The sequence below is a fragment of the Bradyrhizobium sp. WCU1 genome (assembly GCF_053474805.1).
The window spans coordinates 3,973,885-3,990,025 of sequence record NZ_CM130280.1 but is presented as its reverse complement, the minus strand read 5'-3'; the positions used below and the strand labels follow the sequence as shown (position 1 = coordinate 3,990,025).

13 protein-coding genes and 1 riboswitch are annotated in these 16,141 nt (G+C 66.2%); of the genes, 7 read left to right on the top strand and 6 right to left on the bottom strand.

Going from position 1 to position 16,141, the window contains the following annotated elements:
- The first annotated feature begins 33 nt into the window (after positions 1-33).
- The 3 genes from soxB (at position 34) to ACTUWL_RS18460 (ending at position 3,471) form a co-directional block, all read left to right on the top strand.
- Complete coding sequence (soxB, locus tag ACTUWL_RS18470) at positions 34-1,782, top strand: thiosulfohydrolase SoxB (RefSeq protein WP_021080843.1); 1,749 nt, start codon at positions 34-36, stop codon at positions 1,780-1,782.
- Entirely contained in the window at positions 1,779-2,234 is a 456-nt protein-coding gene (locus ACTUWL_RS18465) for a DsrE family protein (protein WP_021080842.1), read from the top strand. The genes soxB and ACTUWL_RS18465 overlap by 4 nt, the downstream gene beginning before the upstream one ends.
- Before the next feature lie 196 nt (positions 2,235-2,430).
- Positions 2,431-3,471, top strand: a complete 1,041-nt coding sequence (locus tag ACTUWL_RS18460) for an MBL fold metallo-hydrolase (protein ID WP_021080841.1) — start codon at positions 2,431-2,433, stop codon at positions 3,469-3,471.
- Positions 3,472-3,661: 190 nt separating this feature from the next.
- Here ACTUWL_RS18460 and ACTUWL_RS18455 read toward each other — a convergent pair whose 3' ends face one another.
- From ACTUWL_RS18455 to ACTUWL_RS18445, 3 genes are all read right to left on the bottom strand, one after another.
- Positions 3,662-4,453: an ABC transporter substrate-binding protein gene (locus tag ACTUWL_RS18455; protein WP_199196574.1), complete on the bottom strand. Its 792-nt coding sequence runs from the start codon at positions 4,451-4,453 to the stop codon at positions 3,662-3,664.
- Positions 4,454-4,677: 224 nt separating this feature from the next.
- On the bottom strand, positions 4,678-5,451 hold the full coding sequence (locus ACTUWL_RS18450) for an ABC transporter ATP-binding protein (RefSeq protein WP_021080839.1): 774 nt from the start codon (positions 5,449-5,451) through the stop codon (positions 4,678-4,680).
- Positions 5,448-6,491 (bottom strand): FecCD family ABC transporter permease, encoded by a 1,044-nt coding sequence (locus ACTUWL_RS18445; RefSeq protein ID WP_021080838.1) that lies wholly within the window; start codon positions 6,489-6,491, stop codon positions 5,448-5,450. Before ACTUWL_RS18445 ends, ACTUWL_RS18450 begins: the two co-directional genes overlap by 4 nt.
- Positions 6,492-6,603: 112 nt before the next feature.
- Positions 6,604-6,801: riboswitch (cobalamin riboswitch) on the top strand.
- Positions 6,802-6,960: 159 nt separating this feature from the next.
- Between ACTUWL_RS18445 and ACTUWL_RS18440 the strand changes: the two genes are divergently transcribed.
- Entirely contained in the window at positions 6,961-9,171 is a 2,211-nt protein-coding gene (locus ACTUWL_RS18440; protein WP_291738653.1) for a TonB-dependent receptor, read from the top strand.
- 111 nt (positions 9,172-9,282) lie between these two features.
- A complete protein-coding gene (locus ACTUWL_RS18435; protein ID WP_021080836.1) occupies positions 9,283-9,453 on the top strand; it encodes a hypothetical protein in 171 nt (56 codons plus the stop codon).
- Positions 9,454-9,568: 115 nt separating this feature from the next.
- Here ACTUWL_RS18435 and ACTUWL_RS18430 read toward each other — a convergent pair whose 3' ends face one another.
- On the bottom strand, positions 9,569-10,858 hold the full coding sequence (locus ACTUWL_RS18430; protein WP_021080835.1) for a xanthine phosphoribosyltransferase: 1,290 nt from the start codon (positions 10,856-10,858) through the stop codon (positions 9,569-9,571).
- Positions 10,859-11,089: 231 nt separating this feature from the next.
- Between ACTUWL_RS18430 and ACTUWL_RS18425 the strand changes: the two genes are divergently transcribed.
- Positions 11,090-12,322, top strand: a complete 1,233-nt coding sequence (locus ACTUWL_RS18425; protein WP_021080834.1) for an MFS transporter — start codon at positions 11,090-11,092, stop codon at positions 12,320-12,322.
- Between the two features lie 33 nt (positions 12,323-12,355).
- Here ACTUWL_RS18425 and ACTUWL_RS18420 read toward each other — a convergent pair whose 3' ends face one another.
- Positions 12,356-13,924 (bottom strand): CYTH and CHAD domain-containing protein, encoded by a 1,569-nt coding sequence (locus tag ACTUWL_RS18420; RefSeq protein WP_158267738.1) that lies wholly within the window; start codon positions 13,922-13,924, stop codon positions 12,356-12,358.
- Positions 13,925-14,117: 193 nt separating this feature from the next.
- Entirely contained in the window at positions 14,118-14,354 is a 237-nt protein-coding gene (locus tag ACTUWL_RS18415) for a hypothetical protein (RefSeq protein WP_035652554.1), read from the bottom strand.
- Between the two features lie 28 nt (positions 14,355-14,382).
- Here ACTUWL_RS18415 and ACTUWL_RS18410 point away from each other — a divergent pair, with 28 nt between their 5' ends.
- The gene (locus ACTUWL_RS18410) at positions 14,383-16,101 is read left to right on the top strand and encodes an N-acyl-D-amino-acid deacylase family protein (protein ID WP_021080832.1); all 1,719 of its coding nucleotides are present in this window, start codon (positions 14,383-14,385) and stop codon (positions 16,099-16,101) included.
- Positions 16,102-16,141: the final 40 nt, after the last annotated feature.

Below are 16,141 nucleotides of genomic sequence, written 5' to 3'. Positions count from 1 at the left end.
GGCGCGCAGGCCACGGGCCGCGCGGAGAGAGCGATGATCATCCGCCGCCGGGATTTCCTAAAGACTTCGGCCGCCGCGACGCTTGTGGCCGGCCTGCCCCGCCTTGCCCGCGGCGCCGATACCGCGAGCGTCTACGACCTCGAACGCTTCGGCAACGCCCGCATCCTGCATTTGACCGACACCCATGCGCAGCTGAAGCCGGTGTTCTTCCGTGAATCCAGCGTCAATCTCGGCGTCGGCGCGATGGCCGGCCAGCCGCCGCATCTGGTCGGCAAGGCATTCCTCGACCGCTTCGGCATCCGGCCCGATAGCGCCGACGCCTATGCCTTCACCTGTGTCGAGTTCGAGAAGGCCGCCGGACGCTTCGGCCGGCTCGGCGGCTTTGCCCATCTGAAGACGCTGATCGACAAGTTGCGCGCCGATGTCGGCGAGAAGCGCTCGATCCTGCTCGACGGCGGCGACCTCTGGCAGGGCACCGGGCTTGCCAACGCCATGAACGGCGCCGACATGGTGGAGGCCGCCAACCTGCTCGGCATCGAGGCGATGACCGGGCATTGGGAATTCACCTATGGCGAGCAGGTGCTGCGCGACAATCTCTCCCGCTTCAAGGGCGAGTTCCTGGCGCAGAACGTATTCCTGACCGAGGAAGCCGCGTTCAACGACGCCAAGGCGTTCGATCCCGCCTCGGGGCGGGTGTTCAAGCCGTCTGTTATCAAGGAGATCGGCGGCCATCGCGTCGCGATCATCGGCCAGGCCTTCCCCTATGTGCCGATCGCGCATCCCAAGCGCTTCACGCCGGACTGGACATTCGGCATCCGCGACGACGAATTGCAGAAGCTGGTCGACGGCCATCGCAACAACGACAAGGTCGAGGCGGTGATCCTGCTGTCGCATAACGGCATGGATGTCGACCTCAAGCTCGCCAGCCGCGTCACCGGCATCGACGTCATCCTCGGCGGCCACACCCATGACGCGATCCCGATCCCGATCACGGTGACCAATGCCGGCGGCGTCACGCTGGTCACCAATGCCGGCTCCAACGGCAAGTTCATCGGCGTGCTCGATCTCGACCTCGCCAAGGGCAAGGTCGCCAATCTCCGCTACCGCCTGCTGCCGGTGTTCGCCGAGCTGTTGAAGCCCGATCCCGCAATGCAGGCACTGATCGACAAGATGCGCGATCCGCATGCCGACGAATGGAGCGACAAGCTCGGCACCGCCGACCGCCTGCTTTACCGCCGCGGTAATTTCTCCGGCACCGTCGACCAATTGATCTGCGACGCGCTGCTGAACGAGCTCAACGCCGAGATCGCGCTGTCGCCGGGCTTCCGCTGGGGCCTCACCACGCTCGCCGGCCAGCCGATCACCATGGAGGACGTGCTGTCGGAGACCGCGATCACCTATCCCGAGACCTACCTCGCGACGATGACCGGCAGCCAGATCAAGGATGTGCTGGAAGACGTCTGCGACAATCTGTTCAACGCCGATCCCTATTATCAGCAGGGCGGCGACATGGTGCGCGTCGGCGGCCTCGCCTACACCTGCACGCCCACCGAGAGCGTCGGCAAGCGCATCTCCGAGCTGAAGCTCGGCAACGGCAAGCATCTCGAAGCCGGCAAGCATTACAAGGTCGCGGGCTGGGCTTCCGTCAACCAGCAGAACGGCGCGCCGATCTGGGATGTCGTCGCCAGGCATCTACGCGCCGGCCGGCCGCCGAACCGCGAAGAACCCGGCGTGACGTTGAAAGGCGTCGAGGGCAATTTGGGCATTGCGAGGCACGGATGACGCGGCGCGCGCTGATCGCGGCGTTCGGCTGTGCTCTGATCGTGCTGGCGATGCCGCTCGCCCGCGCCCAGCTCGCGCCGTTGCAGGACAAGCCGTTCGCCGAGCACAAGGTCGTGCTGCAGCTGTCCGACAACGATCCGAGAAAGCAGGGCCTCGTCCTCAGCGTCGCCAGCAATCTGATGAAGCACTACGACCCCGACAAGGTCGCGGTCGAGATCGTCGCCTTCGGCCCGGGCATCGAGCTGCTGAGGCCCGATAACGCCAATCGCAAGCTGGTCGAGAGCCTGGTCGCGCAGGGCGCGCGGATCGACATCTGCCTCAACACCGTCGACACCATCGAGCGCGACACCGGCAAGCGGCCGGACTACATCGCCGCCGCCACGCCGGTGCAGGTTGGTGTCGCACAGATCCTGCTGTTGACCGAGAACGGCTACACGCTGGTGCGGCCGTAGGAATCCCCCAAAGCGAATACCCGTCATCGGAAAGAGCCGGGTTGTCGCCCCTTCAAGACGCGCGACGCGCTGCCCAGGATGACGCTGGATCTAGGGGTGCGGGCCGGGCGCCGCGGGGATGTATTTGCTTTGAATCAACCATATTTATGGAATAATATGCTTCTAATGACTTGAATCGAAGAATAGGTAAGCCGCCATGATCTTTCGTCAGCTGTTCGACAGCGTGTCCGGCACCTACAGCTATCTGCTCGCGAGCCGCGCCGGCGGCGAGGCGCTGATCCTCGATCCGGTGCTGGAAAAGGCCGACCGCTACTGCAAGCTGCTGCAAGAACTCGACCTCCGGCTGGTGAAAGCCGTCGACACCCATCTGCATGCCGATCACGTCACCGGCCTCGGCGAACTGCGCGATCGCACCCAGTGCATCACCATCATGGGCGAGCAGAGCAAGGCCGACGTGGTCTCGATGCGCGTCTCCGACGGCGACAGGGTGACGATCGAGGGCCTCTGCCTCGAGGCGATGTACACGCCCGGCCACACCGACGATTCCTATAGCTATCTGATGGGCGACCGCGTCTTCACCGGCGACACGCTGTTGATCCGCGGCACCGGTCGCACCGATTTCCAGAACGGCAGCGCGCGGGCGCAATACGATTCGATCTTCAACCGCCTGCTCAAGCTGCCCGAGGAGACGATGGTGTTTCCCGCGCATGACTACAAGGGCGACACCGTCTCCACCATCGGCGAGGAGAAGCGCTACAATCCGCGGCTGCAGGTGAAATCGATCGACGACTATGTCGAGCTGATGAACAACCTCAATCTGCCGAGCCCGAAGCTGATGGATGTCGTGGTGCCCGCTAACATGCATGTCGGCCTGCACCAGGACGAACTTGCCAAGGAAGGCCTCTCGCTGAACACGCGCGACGCCATCGCAAGCCTCGGCCGGCCCGACGTGCTGCTGGTCGATCTGCGCGAGAGCGCCGAGCGCGCCAAGCACGGCACGCTGGCGGGCGCGCTGCATGCGCCGTATCCCGGGATTTGCGCCACCTTGCAGCCGGGAGGCATGCTGCGCGAAGTCGCCGCCGCGACCGGCCGCCGCGTCGTGTTCTTCTGCGCCTTCGGCGAGCGCTCCGCAATGGCGGTCGCCGCCGCCAAGAAAGCCGGACTGACCAACACCGCCCATATCGAGGGCGGCATCGACGCCTGGAAGAAGGCCGGCGGCCCGGTGGTGATGGGATAGGCGCCTAACCGCGCGCACACATGAATATCACCGTCACTGAGGTATTCGCCTCTTCGGCGAGCCTCGAAGGGCGACGGTCCCGCTCTCTGCACATGTGGAAATGTCCGGGCCGCGCATCCTTCGAGGCTCGCAAGAGCTCGCACCTCCAGCGACAAAGGCGAAGCCTTTGCGCGGGGATGACGGGACCGCTCTACCGCGTCACCCGCTTGAGCTCTTCCGTCAGCCGATCCAGCGCATCGGCCAGCATCACGCCGCCGCATACCGTGAGCCGCTCGGGCAACACGATGCGCTTGCCCTCCGGATAGAAGCGCTCCAGCGCCGGATGCAACAGGAAGGCGCGGCCCTCGTCCTCGGCGTGATTCCCGGCCTCCGACACCAGGATGAAATCCGGCCGTAGTTGCACGATCGCCTCCAGCGAAGCGAAGCCGCCGGCACCAAGCCCGAGCTCGCCTGCGGCATTGGTCAGGCCGGTTGCCGCCAGCAACGAGCTGATCAGGCTACTGTCGCCCGCGACGAAGCCGCGCCGCTCCAGCGGCAGCACGCGATAGTGATGCGCGCTCGCGACCGCCCGCACCTGCGCGACGGCCGCGTCGAGCCGCGCGATATCGGCTTGCGCGCGCTGCGGATGCTGCAGCACGTCGCCCATCGCCCGGATCTGGTCCTTCACCTCGTCCAGCGTGCGCGGCACGGTGAATTCGACCAAAGACAACCCGTGGGCCTTGAGCAAGTCGCGAGTCGCGCGCTTGTCGAACAGGCTGACGACGACGAGATCGGGCTTGAGCAGCAGAACGTCCTCGGCCCCGCCGGACAGGCGCGGATAGTTGCGCGCCTTTCCGGCGGTCCAGGATTGCCAGGCGTCGCGCGAGAAGCGGCTGAGACCGAGGATCTGATCCGGATCGGCCAGCGACAGCACCAGCTGGTCGCTGCAGACGTTCATCGAGACGATGCGTGGTCCGGCGGCGGACGCGGCATTACACGACATGATCCATGTCAGAAACGCGAACACCAGCGCAAGGTGAAACGAAGCGAGATGCCGGCCGCGCCGAAACTGCGCCCCCTCTCCCGCTTGCGGGGGAGGGCTGGGGTGGGGGTTCTCTCCGCGAATCGCATTGTGGAGAGAGCCCGCACCCGCATCGCATCCCTGATGCGATGCGACCTCCCCCGCAAGCGGGAGAGGTGCACCGAGTTCGTGGCAATGCCGGATCATCACACGTCCGCCCACGGCACGATCACTGTCTCGCGCCGAAATTCGGCGCGATAGGCGCTGACCCGGAACACGCTGGCGAGGACGCTCTCCGACAATGCCTCATCAGGCGTGCCCTGCGCCGCCAGCCGTCCCTCCGACAGCACCAACACATGATCGGCGAAGCGCGCGGCGAGCCCGAGATCATGCGTCACCACGATGACCAGCACGCCGGTGTCGGCGACATTGCGCAGCTTCTGCATCACGTCGATCTGGTGGCGCGGATCGAGCGATGCGGTCGGCTCGTCGGCGAGGATCACCGGCGCCTCGACCGCGAGCACCCTAGCCAGCGCTACGCGGCTGCGCTCGCCGCCGGACAGCTCGGTGACGCGGCGATCACTGAATTCGACGACGTCGACCGCCTGCATCGCTCGCAGCACGGCTTCCACATCCCTCGGCGACAGCCGTCCCGGGTCGGTGGCGCCATGCGGATAGCGGCCGAGCGCGACGATGTCCCGCGCCGGCAGCGGCCAATGCACCATGTGCCCTTGCGGCAGATAGGCGAAGCGCTTGGCGCGCTCGCGCAGAGGCAGCAACGCCAGCGCATCGTCGCCGATCCGGATCTCACCGTTCGACGGGATCAGCCCGGCCAGCGCGCGCAGCAGCGTGGTCTTGCCGGCGCCGTTCGGCCCGACCAGCGCGACCAGATGACCCGGGGCCAGCGACAACGAAATATCATGCAGCACCTCGCGACGGCCGAGCGACGCATAGAGACCACTGGTGGTAAGCAATGTCATGCCACGCCCCCACCGAGCGCGCGGCGTTCGCGCATGATCAAATAGAGGAAGAACGGCACGCCGATGATCGAGGTCAGCACGCCGACCTTGATGTCCGAGGTCGACGGGATGATGCGCACCGCGATATCGGCGGCGAGCAGCAGGGCCGAGCCGGTAAGCGCGCTCGGCACCAGAAGCCGCGCCGGATCGTGGCCGATCAGCGGTCGCATCAGATGCGGGGCGACGAGCCCAATGAAACCGATCGTGCCGGTCACGGCAACCGCGCCGCCGACGCCGAGCGCAACGCCTGTGATCACAAGGAGCCGCAGCCGGGCGACATCGACGCCGAGGCTCTGTGCGGCCTCCTCGCCGAGCGTCAGCGTGCGGAAGGCGTTCGCCTGGCTCAGCAGGATGGCGGCACCCGCGACGATGAAGGGCAGCGCCAGCGCCACGTGCTGGAAGCTGCGGTCCTCCAGCGAGCCGAGCAGCCAGAACGCGATCTCCAGCACCACGAACGGATTGCTGGAGAGGTTCATCACCAGGGCGGTCGCGGCTCCCGCAAAGCTCGAGATCGCGAGCCCCGCGAGGATCAGGATCAGCAGCCCGGCATTGCGGCCGGCGATCGCGAGCAGCGCGAACACCGAGCCGAAGGCGGCGATGATCGCCACCACCGGCAGTGCATACGAGCGTACATCGGCAAGCCCCAGCGCGATCACCAACACCGCGCCGAATGCCGCGGATTGCGGCGCGCCGAACAGCGATGGCGAGGCCAGCGGATTGCGCAGCAGGCCCTGCAGCGCCGCGCCTGACAGCCCGAGAATGCCGCCGATCGCGAATGCAAGGATGGTGCGCGGCAGGCGGATCTCGCGCACGATCACCTGCGCCACGTCGCTGCCGCCGCCGAACAGCGCCTCGATCACCGCAAGCGGCGACAACCGCACCGGCCCGATGCCGAGCGAGATCACCAGCAGCAGCGCCACGAGCGCGAGCAGCGCCGCGGTGGCACCCCACCGGCGCCGCGCCGCGACCTCGGCCGCCAAGGCAAACTCCTGCACGCTCATTGGATCCATGCTCTTACAGCGATCGCCGTGGCAGACAAGCGACACTCGACAAAAACCGTGGCCGTGCGGCGATCGCCCGACCGCCGCCGGATTGACTTTGCTGCGCGGCCGAACCCTAGATGAACATGACGGTTCTTTGATGAGATGAAAAGGGAATGCGGTGCGGGGAAACCTCCCCAAGGCCGCGGCTGCCCCCGCAACTGTATGCGGTGAATCCTTCGTCAGATGCCACTGGGAGTCTCGGTCCTGGGAAGGCGACGAAGGGTAACGACCCGCGAGCCAGGAGACCTGCCGTCAGCCGTGGTCACACGCGAGGATGCCGGTCGGGGAGTACAGGCATGAGCTTCACCTGATGCGGCAAGCACATGGTGAGACTGGTTCGCGGTGACGTGCCACTGACGTTACCGAGGTCTCGCCTATGTTCTGCTACCCTGCCCGTCGGCGCCGCGCGCTTCTGCTCGCGTCGACGATGATCGTGCCGTCAATCATCATCTCAGCCGCGCGGGCGCAGCAGGCGCCCGCTCCCGATCAGCTGCCCGCGATCGAAGTCACCAAGCCGGGCGACCAGAATGTCACGCGCGCCAAGCCGGCGGCCGACCAAACACCGGCACCGCGCCGCCCGGCGCCGGGCACCACGCAGAGCAACAACGCGGGCAGCGGAAGCGGATCGGGCGCGACCGGGACCGGTGTAGTCACCGGAACGGGCGACGCCGGTGGCGGCCGCCAGTTCGCCGGTATTGTCGGCTCCTCCTCGACCGTGATCACGGCCGACGACATCGCGCATTCGCCGGTGCAGTCGCTGCCCGAGATTCTCGCGCAGGTGCCGGGCGTGCAGTTGCAAACGCCCTATGGAGGACCGAACGGCGCCAAGACCTCGGTCGACCTGCGCGGCTTCGGCGCGTTCGCCTCCGACAACACCCTGTTCCTGCTCAACGGCCGCCGCCTCAACGACGTCGACAAGGCCGGCTTCGACCTCACCACGATCCCGCTCGATTCGATCGCGCGGATCGAGATCGTCAGAGGCAACAGCGGCGCGGTGCTCTATGGCGACAACGCGGTGGGCGGCGTGGTCAACATCATCACCAAGACCGGCGCTGGCGGTCCACCCGCCACGATCAGGGCCGAGGGCGGGTTCGGTTCCTTCAATAGCCGGATGGCGGCCGTGTCCGCGGCGCTCAATTCCGGACCCTGGTCGACCTCGTTCTACGGCAATGGCATCAAGTCCGACGGCTACCGCGTCAACAATGCGCTCGACCAGCGCAACGCGGTCGGCAGCGTCAACTACACCACGTCGGATCTAATCGCCTTCCTGACCGTCACCGGCAGCGACCAGAAGCTCGGCCTGCCCGGCGGACGGCTGGTCGATCCGTCGATCGGCGTCAACCAGCTGCTCACCGATCGCCGCGGCGCGGCGACGCCGTTCGACTACGCCAACCAGCAGACGGCAAGCGTCACGGCCGGCTTTACCAAAACATTGACCAACGGCGTCGACCTCATCGTCGACGGCGGCTGGCGGCAGCGTGAGACGCAAAGCGGCTTCTTCGGCACAGTGCCGACCATCAGCTTCGCCTCGACCTACAACGATGCGGCGCTGCAGACCTGGTCGCTGACACCGCGGCTCAGCATCAAGAACGTCGCGTTCGGAATGCCGTCGACGATCCTGACCGGCATCGACTATTACGATTCGACGTTCCGCGAGGCGCGCGGCGCCTATCAGGGCGTCGACCCCTTCCACATCTACAACATCGAGCAGCAGACCGTCGCCGGTTACTGGCAGCATACGCTGGGTCTGTTGCCGACGACCGATTTCTCCTACGGCGCGCGCGTGCAGAATACCAACGTCTCGGCGCGCGACCGCTACGACCCGAACGCGCCGTTCGCGTTCGACACGCAGGCCTCCCCGCTCGGCAGCAACGAGACGCAGTACGCTGCACATGTCGGCATCGAGCATCGCTTCACCGACACCTTCTCGGTGTTCGGCCGCGCCGCGCGTGCCTTCCGCACGCCCGATGTCGATGAGCGCGTTTTGTCAGGCCCGGGCTTCGACGCGTTCTTCAACCCGTTGCCGCAGAACTTCCAGCTCAAGACCCAGACGTCAGAGGACGTCGAGGGCGGCTTCCGGGTCAAGACCAACCTGTTTCAGGTGCAGACCAGCGTCTATCTGATGGACCTCGAGAACGAGATCCATTTCAACCCGGTGCTGTTCTACAACGTCAACCTCGACCCCACGCGGCGCTATGGCTCCGAGACCAGCGCATCGCTCAAGGTCAGCGACAGCGTCACGCTGCGCGGCGGCATGGCGATCACCCGTGCCGTGTTCCGCGACGGCATGTGGGCCGGCAACGACGTGCCGCTGGTCTCCCGCTACACCGGCAACATCGGCCTGACCTGGAATATCTGGCAGAACTATCTGGTGTTCGACGCCACGGTGCGGGCCTGGAGCTCGCGCATCATGGACAACGATCAGGCCAACACCCAGAGCCGGATCCCCGGCAACGCCACCGCCGATCTGAAGCTGAGCGGACAAGTCGACCGCTTCTTCTGGTCGCTCAGCGTCAACAACCTGTTCAACGCGCTGTACTACGACTACGCCATCGCGAGCTCGTTCACGGCCGGCCGCTTCTCGGCCTATCCGCTGCCCGGCCGCACCTACATGGTCAAGGCCGGCGCGACCTTCTAGAGCCTGACTGGCGCGGCGGAGTGTGACCGGCCGCGCCATCTCCTCACGTTACAAGCGCCAGGGAACTGAGTAGAATTCCGGCAGATGATTTGACCCGTGCAGAGGAAACGCATGGCCAAGGCAGGAAAGACAAGCAAGGGCGGCGCCACGGCTCGCGACAAGCCCGACGACAAGCCAAAGAAGCCGCCGCCGCCAGCGGCGTCTCAGGACGACGATTACGAGGATGGCGACATCGCCACGCCGAAGCTCGACCGCTACGGCAATGATGACGAGCCGTTGTGAGCGATGAACGATCCATCCCCACGGCGTCCCGGCGAAAGCCGGGACCCATACTCCGCGGCGGATGTTGGGAATGGGACTCGTTGTTCCACCGTCACTCACCAAGGACCGTTCGTGGTTATGGGTCCCGGCTTTCGCCGGGACGACGTGTTGAGGGATCGTGCAAGAAATCCTCCCCCTCGATTGTCCTGATGCTCCCGCGATCGAGCAGGTGCGCGCCGAACCCCCCGCGCGCCAGCGATGCGGCGATCGGCGGCGAGGCCAGCAGCAGCGCGGCCGTCATCCCGAGCGGCACGGCGCTGAGCCAATCGAGCCGGACCGGCGTCAATTCCTCGGCGCTGCCCCGATAGAGGCCTTCACCCGCAGCGATCCGGCCGCATTCCCGGATCAGGTCGCGCCGCGTGCCGTCGCGCGAGGCGCTGCCGAGCAGCGCCTGCATCGCAAGGTGCGTCCGCACACCGGCGCGGCTCTCCCCCAGCGGCGCCGGGGTCTCGCCGCGCGAGACCCGCAGCAAGAGATCGACCAGATCAGTGCCGGACTGGTAGGCGTTCATCGGCTCGACCAGCCGCGGATTGCAGTCGATCAACAGCGGGGTTGCGCTGTCGAGCGGCATGATGACGTCGACCGAGAGCGCGCCGTGCCAGCGAAGATGCGCACCGATGGTCTCGAGATTGGCGCGGATCGCCGGCCGGCTTACGCTCTCCTTGATCGCCTCGCCGCCGCCGACCCCGGCTGCGATCTGCCGGTAGGCATGGAAGCCGACCAGCGTGCCGCGGCAGAACACCGACTGCGCCTTCGCGACCGTACCGGTGATGAGATCCTGCGCCAGCACCTCGCCGGCAAAATCGCCTGACGATTCGAGATCGTAGAGCGCGCGATTGAGATCGCCGGCGTCGCGCACGAACCAGATGCCGCGGCTCGCGGTGCCGACCGACGTCTTGACCACGGACGGAAACTGCAGGCCGTCGCGCAGCTCCTCGGCCGAGGTCACGATCCGGGTCGGCGGCTGCGGCTGGCCGAGTTGGTCGAGCAGCCGGCTGAAGCCGGCCTTGCTGTGCACGGCGCGATAGGAGGCGAAATCCGGCAGCGCCAGACCAGTGCGCGAGGTCAGCCGCGCCGCGGCGCGGGCGAACAGGAAGCCTTGCTCATGGGTCGGCAGCAGCACGTCAAAATGCTGCGACGCCAACAGCTGCTCGACGAAGCGCAGGTAGCCGGCCGGATCCGACCGCAGCGGCGGACAATGGTGGTACTTGCGGACAAAGCGGGAATAGCGGGCCAGGCACCAGCGTGAGGGATCGCAGACCTCGACGTGATGGCCGGCCAACCCCAGGATCGTGATCGCCTCCCGGCCGGAGGTGCTGGAGCCCTCTGACACAAGCACCCGGAGCGGCTTCTTGGCGTCGATCATGGCCGATCATCACCGCAGCCCCGCACTTTGTCGCCGCCTTTAATGCCGCATGTGTCGATCCGGCACGCCCGCGCCGGGGGCAGCCATGCACCTGCGTTCATGGACAATTAGCGGCCAGCCTCTATTTTCTGGCGGCCCTGCCGGGCATTACTTTCATTTGACGCGTTTTCTTCACGCGAACCGGTATCCACTTCGCTTGAAAACGCGCTGGAAGATGGGGTTGTCTCAGCAATGGTCGACATTCTGGCCGCACCGCAGCAAGCGAGAACCGACAGCGCGCTGCGCACCCTGACCGGGATTTCGGTCGCCCATTGGGTCAGCCATTTCCATATCTTCGTGCTGCCGATGCTGTTCCCATTCCTGAAGCAGCAGCTCGGCGTCGGCTATGTCGAGCTCGGTTTCGCGCTGACGGTGTTCGCGGTGGTGTCGGGCCTGACCCAGGCGCCGATCGGTTACCTTGCCGACCATATCGGCGCGCGCAAGATCCTGCTGGTCGGGTTGACCGTCGGCGGCTGTGCGCTGATCGGACTCGGCCTGCATCTCAGCTACACCTCGCTGATCGTCTGTGCCGTGCTGCTCGGCCTCGCCAACAGCGTCTATCATCCGGCCGACTACGCGATCCTGTCGGCCCATATGGATGAGGCGCGGATGGGCCGCGCCTTCTCGATCCATACCTTTGCCGGCTTCCTCGGCGGCGCGGTGGCACCGGCGATCATCGCAGCTCTCGTCGCCTCGATCGGCGGCCACGGCGCGTTGATCGTGGCCGGCGCGGTGGGACCTTTGGTGGCGCTGTTCCTGATCGTGCTCGGCATTCCCGATGCCGGCGCCAACAAGACCAAGGCAAAGGACGATACCGCAGCCAAGGCCAGCGTGATCACGCCGGCGCTGATGGTGCTGACCGCGTTCTTCACGCTGCTGAGCCTGTCGACCTCGGGCATCAACAATTTCGGCGTGGTCGCGCTGATGGGCGGCTACGGCGCCTCGTTCTCGACCGCCAACATCGCGCTGACCGCACTCCTCGGCGCCAGCGCCGCGGGCGTGCTCGCCGGCGGCTATCTCGCCGACTGGACCCATCGCCACAGCCAGCTCGCCGCGGCCTGCTTCGCGGTCAATGCCGTGCTGGTGCTGCTGGTTACGCTGGTGAGCCTGCCGCCGGTGGCGCTGACGCTTACGCTCGGGCTCGCCGGATTCCTCGGCGGCGTGATCGCACCGTCGCGCGACATGATGGTGCGCAACGCCGCGCCTCCCGGTGCCGCCGGCCGCGCCTTCGGCATCGTCTCGACCGGCTTCAACTTCGGCGGCATCGTCAGCCCGCTGCTGTTCGGCTGGATCATGGACCAGCACATGCCGCATTGGGTGTTCGGCGCGTCGGTGGTCTTCATGGTGCTGACCGTGCTGCTTGCGTTGGTCACCGAGCGCAAGCCGCAGGCCTCCGGGTTTACGATCCAGGCGCAGCCCCGTTAGGGCAACCGCACGGATCGCCTGTGGACGCCGGCGTCACCGGCCCCAGAACGCGGGCGCCGTCTTGAACCGCCGCCAGCTCTTGCGCAGCGTTTTCGCCATCGCGATCTGATCGCGGGCCAGCCAGCCGGCCATCGCGCCGATGCCGAGATGAAGTTCAGGCTGGTCGTCCTGCCGGATGGTTTGGAGCAGCACGCGCGTGCTTCCGATGTCGCACACCCGGCCCAGACTGCTCTGCAGCCCGGCGAGCCGCTTCACGTAGCGCTTCGCCGGTGCGTGGGCTGCATAGAGCGGCAGGAAGAACTCCGCCGCATAGCGCAACTTCTTCAGGTTGATCCGCAGATTGTGCTGCGCATGGATATCGAGCCGCCGGAACCGCGCACCACGCTTCAATGTCTTGCGGTGCAAGCGTTCCAGAATGCGATCGGCAAGCACCGGCATCGGTTGCGACAGGATCGCCAGCGCTTCGCTGTCGATCTCGTTGCGCCAGCTGCGGCGCTCCACCAACTGCCCCAGCGAGAGCAGGAAGCGGCTGCAACGGGGATCGGCTAGAACGTCCTGCAAGGCGCCGTAGCTCGACTTCTGGCGCTGTTCGACCGCTTGGCGGAGACCGCCGAGATCGATATCCGGTACCGCTTTGACCAGGCGGGTGATCGTCGTTTCGGCGAAGACGTCCCAATCCCGGGTCTGGCCGAGTTTCCGCATCAGCCATTTGGCTTCGCCGTTGACCGCCAGAAATGCCGGCGATGGAATGTCGCGTCGGAACAGCGCGCAGATCGTCCGCAAGCGCCGCAAAGCCACGCGCATCTGGTGCACGCCTTCGGGATCCGAGCCCTGCTCGGCCACCGCATGATTCTTCAACAGATGATGCCAGCAGGACCCTACCAGCAGCGCGATGACGTCGTCGACCGCAAGCTCCGCGGTGATGCCCGACAACTCGGCCTTCGCCGCGGATGGCGCGACATCGAACGCGAGCGCATAGCCGCGTTCCGCCTTGCTGCGCGTACCAATCTGCAACGGCGCGGCGTCGAGCAACTGCGTTCCGAGATCGAACAGGACGCCGGCATTGCCGCTCTTCAGTTCGATCTCGATTTCCGACAGCACCTCCTGGCGTGCATCGGCCTCGATCGTCCCCTCGTCGAACGCGACTTCAACCGACGCGTCGGGCAGATCGAGTTGTCGCGCGTGCCGGCGCACCTTGGTCGCGAACACCGGCACCAGCGCGTCGTTGCTCAGCGCCGCCACGACATCGCCGACCTCGTCGGCGGGGAACAGCGCGAGGTCGGGGGTGATGCCGGCAACCGGCATCTCCCACTGGCGTCGCTTCAGGGGCTGCCCGTCATCGGGTGGAAGCTTCAGCGTCTGGATGAAGTTCTTGCCGCTGTGTCGCACGCGTAGCGACATGCCCCGCTGAAACAGCAGGCGCTCCGCCGTGTCGTAATACACGGTTTCCAGCCGGTGATATGCGCCGCGGTTGCGCGCATGCTGCACGATACAGGGCGCCTCGCGCAGCTTTTCGAGGCTTCCTTGCGGCGCAAGCAGCTTGAGCTCGAACTCCGCCTGATCGCCATGCCTGACGGCAATAGCAGTCCCTGCATCGGTCACGACCGGCCGCCGTCCATTCAATGATATCGTTCCCCTCATGGTCTATGAACGTTTCATGACAATGACAAGGCATATTGCCGTTATCCCAGCGTGTAATAGCCGTAAAATGTATCAAAAATACCGCTTTAAGTCGCATTTGTCCGGGTTGCCAGCCAAGGGCGAAGGGGCGTGCTACACGGGCGCGCGGCGTTGTTCATTCCGATCGCCGCGACAAAATCTGCTTGAGGTCGGCGTCTCGCTTCTGTCTCGCGCAGGAGGACCAGCGCGTCGTCGGCAGTATCGGCCGGAAGGACCTGGTGCGCGGGCGCGCCCGCTCGGCGGAACAAATTTCCGCGGCATGGTGGCGCGCGATCCAATCGCCGCCAGCGCATTCCAGAGCTTCATCGGCGCTGGTTGACAGCACGATGGGGTCGCCGATGATGCCGGACAATCAAAAAGCAGCCCCGGGATGAAACGCCATGACCTCGACCCCAGACCTCGTGATCCGCGGCGGCACCATCGCCGATGGCAACGGCGGCGAGCTCTATGAAGCCGATGTCGCAATCACCGGCGGCAAGATCGCCGAAGTCGGCAAGGTCTCCGCCAAGGGCAAGGAAGAGATCGACGCGCGCGGCAGGCTGGTGGCGCCCGGCTTCGTCGACGTCCACACCCATTACGACGGCCAGGTGACCTGGAGCCAGGACATCACGCCGTCATCGCAGAACGGCGTCACCACGGCGATCATGGGCAATTGCGGCGTCGGCTTCGCGCCGTGCCGGCCGAGCGATCACAACCGGCTGATCCAGCTGATGGAGGGCGTCGAGGACATTCCGGAGCCGGTGCTTTCCGCCGGCATTCCCTGGGCGTGGGAAAGCTTCCCCGACTACATGGACTGGCTGTCGAAGCGCAGCTTCGACATGGACATCGGTGCGCAACTGCCGCATGCGGCGCTGCGGGTCTATGTGATGGGCGAACGCGGCGCACGCCGCGATCCGGCAACGCCCGAGGACAACAAGCAGATGGCTGCGCTCGCCGGCGACGCGGTGCGATCGGGCGCGCTGGGGTTCTCGACCTCGCGCACGCTCAATCACCGCACCTCGACCGGCGACTACACGCCGACGCTGAAGGCGGGCGAGGACGAACTGACCGCGATCGCCGGCGCGATGCACGGCGTCGGCCGCAGCGTGCTGCAATTCGTGCTCGACCAGAGCACCGTCCACGAAGACCTGCCGATGATGCTGCGGGTCGCCGAGAACACCAAATGCCCGATCTCGTTCTCGGTCGCGCAGGCCGACAAGGCTCCGCGGCGCTGGCGGCAGACCATGGACACCATCAATGAAGCCGCCGCGCGCGGCCTGTCGATCACGACGCAGATCGCGGCGCGGCCGGTCGGGCTGTTGCTCGGGCTGGAATTGTCGCGCAACCCGTTCCAGACCCATCCGAGCTATCGCGAGATCGCGAAGCTCCCGCTGGCGGAGCGGCTGACGCATCTGCGCCGGCCCGAGATACGCGCCGCGATCCTGAGCGAGAGCGCGACGGCGACCGACGATCCGCTGTTCTTCCGGCCGAACTACGACAAGATGTACCTGCTCGGCAATCCGCCGGACTATGAACAGCCGCCGGAGAACGCGCTCGGCCCGCAAGCGCGCCGCCAGGGCCGGCAGCCGGAAGAGCTCGCCTATGATGCGATGCTGACCGACGAGGGCCGCGGCATGCTCTATGTGCCGTTCCTGAACTACGCCGACGGCAACCTCGACGCCGTGCACGAGATGCTGCGCGAGCCGAGCGCAGTGCCCGGCCTGTCCGACGGTGGCGCACATTGCGGCATCATCTGCGACGCCAGCTTCCCCACCTATCTCTTGACGCACTGGACCCGCGACCGCAGCCGCGGCGACAAGCTCTCGATCCCGTTCGTGATCGCAGCGCAGTCGCGCAAGACCGCGCTGTCGGTCGGCCTCACCGATCGCGGCGTGATCGCGCCCGGCTTCAAGGCGGACGTCAACGTGATCGATTACGATCGGCTGCATCTGCATCCGCCGAAGGTGCATTACGATCTCCCGGTCGGCGGCCGCCGCCTCTTGCAGCAGGTCGACGGCTACGACGCCACCATCGTCTCCGGCATCGTCACCCAGCGCGAGGGCAAGGCCACCGGCGCACGGCCGGGCAGGCTGGTGCGCGGCGCACAGGGATTGAACTGAGATAGGTGCGGCAATGCACCCTCCCCTGGAGAGCAGGGGA